Genomic DNA, 4,743 nt, shown 5'->3' with positions numbered 1-4,743 from the left:
GGCCGTGCGCCGCCCGGCCGCGGCGGGCGGCGCGACCCGCGACCCCGGCATCTGCTGGAACGGCAGGTCCGCGGCGGACTCGCGCGCTCCGGCCTGCTGCCGCGGGGACTGCTCGGCCTGCTGGAGGGCCTCCTGCTGGCGCAGGGCCGCGAGCGCCGCCTGCTCGACGAGCTGCGCGGTGTCCACGCCGGGCGCGAGCACCTCGCCGTCCTCGGGCAGCTCGACGGTCACCTCGTAGCGCTCCTTGGCGAAGAAGCCGGCGACGCCGCCCGTGCGGATGCGCTCCGCCCGGACGATGCGGGCCGCCTCGCCGTGCGTCGCGCGGACCTCCGCGAGCAGGACGTGCAGGTCTGTGCCTTCAAGAAGCAAGTGCGTGGACACCGCTCACCGATCCAACCGTCTCGATACGGGCATGGTTGCTGACGTCGTCGTAGGACAGGACGTTCAGGCGGCCGACGGCCACCTTGAGCAGGCGCCGCAGGGGCGCCCGCAGGGGAGGTGCGCAGACCAGGACGGCCGAGATGCCCTGCCCCTCGGCACGTTCCAGGCAGGCCGTGGACGCCGTGACGAGGTGCTCGGCGGTCAGGGCGTCCAGCGCCAGGTTGGCGCCGTGCTCGCCGGGGCGTAGGGCCTCGGCGAGCGTCTGCTCGAGCACCGGGTCGAGCGTGATGACGTGCAGGACGCCGTCCTGCTCGTGCACCGCGGCCACGGCCGGCCCGAGCGAGCCGCGGGCCGCCTCGACGAGGGCGTCGAGGTCGGCGCCCTGCTTGCCCTTGAGGCTGAGCGCCTCGAAGATCCGGGCCAGGTCGCGGATCGGGACGCTCTCGTCCAGCAGGGCCTGCAGGACGCGCTGCACCTCGCCCAGCGTGAGGACGCTCGGGGTGAGCTCGTCCACGACGACGGGGTGGCTGCGCTTGAGCGACTCCACGAGCGAGCGGACGTCCTCGCGGGACAGCAGGCGGGGTGCGTGGGTGCGCACGAGCTCGCCGAGGTGGGTGATGAGGACGCTGGCGCGGTCGACGACGGTGGCGCCCATGAGCTGGGCCTGCGGCCGCAGCTCCGAGGGGATCCACTTGCCGGCGAGGCCGAACACGGGCTCGACGGTCGCGCGGCCGGGCAGGCCGTCGAGGTTGTCCCCCAGCGCCAGCACCTGCCCGGGCGGGGCCAGCCCGCGGGCTACCTCGACCCCGGAGATGCGCACCGCGTAGGTGGACATCGGCAGGTCGAGGGAGTCGCGCGTGCGCACCGGCGGGATGACCAGGCCGAGCTCGAGGGCGATCTTGCGGCGCAGCGCCCGGACCCGCTCGAGGAGGTCTCCCCCGCCCGAGGTGTCGACGAGGTCGACCAGGTCGGGGGCCAGGACCACCTCGAGGGGATCGACGCGCATCTCCTCCAGCAGCGACTCCGCGGCGTCGGCCGCGGTGGGCGGAGCGACGACCGCGGTGAGCGCCAGGGCCGAGGAGGCGGCCTTGTCGCGCCGGCCGACGCGGGTGGAGGCGTAGACCGTGAGGCCGCCGACCAGCAGGAACGGCACCTTCGGCATGCCCGGGATGAGGGCGATGACGATGGCGGCGCCGCCCGCGATCTGCAGGACCATCTGGTTCTGGCCGAGCTGCTTGATGGCCTCCGAGCCCATGTCGCCCGTGGAGGTCGACCGGGTGACGATGAGGCCCGTCGCGACCGAGAGCAGCAGGGCCGGGATCTGGGTGACCAGGCCGTCGCCCACGCTCAGCATCGTGTACTTCTCGATCGACTCCGCGGGGGCGAGCCCCTTCTGGAGCATCCCGATCGCGAAGCCGCCGATGAGGTTGATGAGGACGATGATCACCGAGGCGACCGCGTCGCCCTTGACGAACTTCGAGCCACCGTCCATGGCGCCGTAGAAGTCGGCCTCGGCGGTGACGTCGGCGCGGCGCTGGCGCGCGGCGTCCTCGTCGATGAGGCCCGCGTTGAGGTCGGCGTCGATGGCCATCTGCTTGCCGGGCATGGCGTCGAGGGTGAAGCGCGCCCCGACCTCCGCGACCCGCTCGGCGCCCTTGGTGATGACGACGAACTGGATGACGACCAGGATCGTGAAGATCACCAGGCCGATGACGATCGAGCCCGAGATGACGAAGTGGCCGAAGGCCTCGATGACCTTGCCCGCGAACCCGTCCGAGAGCACGAGCCGCGTCGAGGCGACGTTGAGGCCGAGGCGGAACAGCGTCAGCACGAGGATCAGCGAGGGGAAGATCGAGAAGTCCAGGGGCCGCTTCACGAACATGGCCACCAGCAGCGCGATGAGCGAGGCGGTGATGTTCGTGGCGATCAGCACGTCGAGCAGGGCCGCCGGCAGCGGGACCACGAGCAGCAGGATGATGCCGACGACACCCATCGGCACGACCATCTGCGTGAGCTTGCGAGCTTGCACCACACCGCCTGAGAGGTTCGGGACCCCGGGGGTCCCTCGTCCAGCGGCCCGTCCGTTGGCCTTGGTGCGCCGTCCTGGCAACCACCACTTCGACAGCTCGGGCGCTCACCTTGAGGCCGCCGTCCGGGGGACCTCGACCGGCCCCCGCCGCGCCGTCGCGGGTCCGGGCACAGACTCGCGGCGCGGACGGTCGGGCGGGGACGGTCGGGCGGGGACGGTCGGGCGCGGACGGTCAGGCGCGGACGGTCGGGCGCGGACGGTCGGGCGCGGACGGTCGGGCGCGGACAATCGGGCGGGGACGGTCAGGCGGGGACGGTGTGGGCTTCGCCCAGCGTCCGGCTCACGCCGCGCGAGCGGAGGCTCATGACGAACGCGAGCACCTTGGCGACGGCGGCGTAGAGCTCCGCAGGGACCTCCTGGCCCACCTTGACGTTCCGGTACACGGTGCGGGCCAGCGCGATGTCCTTGACGAGCGGTACGTCGTGCTCGCGGGCGCGCTCGCGGATCTTCGCGGCGACGGCCCCGGCGCCCTTGGCGACGACGCGCGGCGCGCCCGTCCCGGGTTCGTAGCGCAGGGCCACGGCGATGTGGGTGGGGTTGACGATGACGACGTCGGCCTGGGCCACGTCGGCCATCATCCGGTTGCGGCTCATGGCCATCTGCTTGGACCGGATGGCGCCCTTCAGCAGCGGGTCGCCCTCCGCGTTCTTGTGCTCCTGCTTGATGTCCGAGACGCTCATCTTGAGGCTCTTCATGATCTGGCGGCGGTTCACGACGTAGTCCACGACCGCGATCAGCAGCCCGACCACGATGGTCACCGTCAGCATCGCCGCGATGGCCGCCGACGTCAGCGAGAGCACCGTCGTCAGGGGCATCACCCCGGACAGCACCAGCTTCGGGATCAGCCCCTTGGCCACGAACCACAGCACGGTGCCGATGAGGGCGGTCTTGGTGAGGGACTTGACCGCCTCCCAGACGCCCTTGGGGCCCCAGTGCTGCTTGAGGCCGTTGATCGGGTTGAGGTTGCTGAACTTCGGCTTGAGCTTCTTGGTCGCCGGCTTCAGGGTGCCCTGCAGCCCGCCCGCGGCCACGACGGCCAGCACGGTGACGGCCAGCAGCGGGCCCAGCACCCCGGGCAGCAGCGCGAACGTCGCGGTGAGCACCCCGAGGGCGCGGCCGGGCTCCGGGTCCTCGGCGACGGCGGCGAGCGCGGTCAGGGAGACCTGGGCCATCTCGCGGCCCGCGTCGATGGTGCGCGGGATGAGCAGCGCCCCGGCCGCGGTGCAGAACCACGCGCCCACGTCGCGCGACTGCGGGATGTTGCCCTCGGCGCGCGCCTGTCCCAGGCGCTTGGCGGTGGGCTTCTCGGTCTTCTCCCCGGTCACGCGGCGCTCCCGGTGGCGAGGCCCACGAGCAGGTCGCGGGCGGTGGTCACGAGGTCCTCGACGACGTCCGGCAGCAGCGCGAAGGTGAAGCCGGCCAGGGTCAGGGTGATGAGGATCTTCAGGGGGAAGCCCATCGCGAAGACGTTGAGCGCGGGCGCCACGCGCGAGAGCAGGCCCAGGCCGATGTCGGTGATGAACAGGACCGCGATGAGGGGGCCGGCGATCTGCATCGCCGACAGCAGCAGGTCCCCCACCCCGTCGGTCGCGACCCGGGCGACCGTCGCGGTCGAGAGCGACGCGTTCAGCGGGAGGACGTCGTAGGTCCGCACGAACCCCTGCAGGATCAGCAGGTGCCCGCCCGAGACGACGAGCAGGGTCGTGGTCCCCCACGTGTACAGCTTGCCGAAGATGGCGGTCTGCACCTGCATGAGCGGGTCGTAGGCGCTGGCGAGCTGGAAGCCGCCGAAGAGGTCCAGCATGTCCCCGGCGGCCTGGACGGCCGCGAAGAGCATGGCGCACAGCAGGCCCAGGACGGCGCCCACGACGGCCTGCTGCACGAGCGCGGTGATCAGCGGGGCCGGCTCGATGGCGGGCACCTGGTCGCGCAGCCGCGTGGCCATCGGCAGGGCGATCGCCAGCGAGAGCATCGCCTTGCTGCGCCCGCTCACCGCCCGGTTCGCGAACGGCGGGGCGAAGGCCATCCACGCGACGGCGCGGACGGAGGCCAGCAGCAGCGAGACCAGCAGGTCCAGGGGCACCGCCCCGGTCGTGCCCTGCACGCGCCTCAGCCCCCGCTGGTGGTCAGGAACGACGGGATCTGCTCGTAGAGGTTGGACGTGAACGTCATGAGCTCGTGGAGCATCCACTTGCCGCACACCACGATCGCGACGCCGACGGCGAGGGCCTTCGGCACGAAGGCGATGGTCGCCTCCTGCAGCTGCGTGACCG

The 4,743-nt window shown here is 72.3% G+C and carries 4 protein-coding genes and 1 pseudogene; all 5 read right to left on the bottom strand.

The window, feature by feature from the left end; all coding sequences use genetic code 11:
• Window positions 1–381: pseudogene (locus tag GTR02_RS19940) on the bottom strand (hypothetical protein); the annotation flags it as partial.
• Window positions 359–2,410 carry a flagellar biosynthesis protein FlhA gene (gene flhA, locus GTR02_RS19935; RefSeq protein ID WP_166609225.1) on the bottom strand — a complete coding sequence of 684 codons (2,052 nt, stop codon included), beginning with the start codon at window positions 2,408–2,410 and terminating at the stop codon, window positions 359–361. The gene flhA and the pseudogene GTR02_RS19940, both read right to left, overlap by 23 nt.
• 302 nt (window positions 2,411–2,712) lie before the next feature.
• A complete protein-coding gene (locus GTR02_RS19930; RefSeq protein ID WP_166609224.1) occupies window positions 2,713–3,795 on the bottom strand; it encodes an EscU/YscU/HrcU family type III secretion system export apparatus switch protein in 1,083 nt (360 codons plus the stop codon).
• Window positions 3,792–4,574: a flagellar biosynthetic protein FliR gene (locus tag GTR02_RS19925; protein WP_166609223.1), complete on the bottom strand. Its 783-nt coding sequence runs from the start codon at window positions 4,572–4,574 to the stop codon at window positions 3,792–3,794. The genes GTR02_RS19930 and GTR02_RS19925 overlap by 4 nt, the downstream gene beginning before the upstream one ends.
• A 5-nt stretch (window positions 4,575–4,579) precedes the next feature.
• Window positions 4,580–4,732: a flagellar biosynthetic protein FliQ gene (locus tag GTR02_RS19920; protein ID WP_240896090.1), complete on the bottom strand. Its 153-nt coding sequence runs from the start codon at window positions 4,730–4,732 to the stop codon at window positions 4,580–4,582.
• Window positions 4,733–4,743: the final 11 nt, after the last annotated feature.

The organism is Kineococcus siccus, from assembly GCF_009906795.1.
In the GTDB taxonomy this organism is placed as follows: domain Bacteria; phylum Actinomycetota; class Actinomycetes; order Actinomycetales; family Kineococcaceae; genus Kineococcus; species Kineococcus siccus.
The sequence above is the reverse complement of the archived record's forward strand: the minus strand, read 5'-3'. Positions and strand labels throughout refer to the sequence as shown.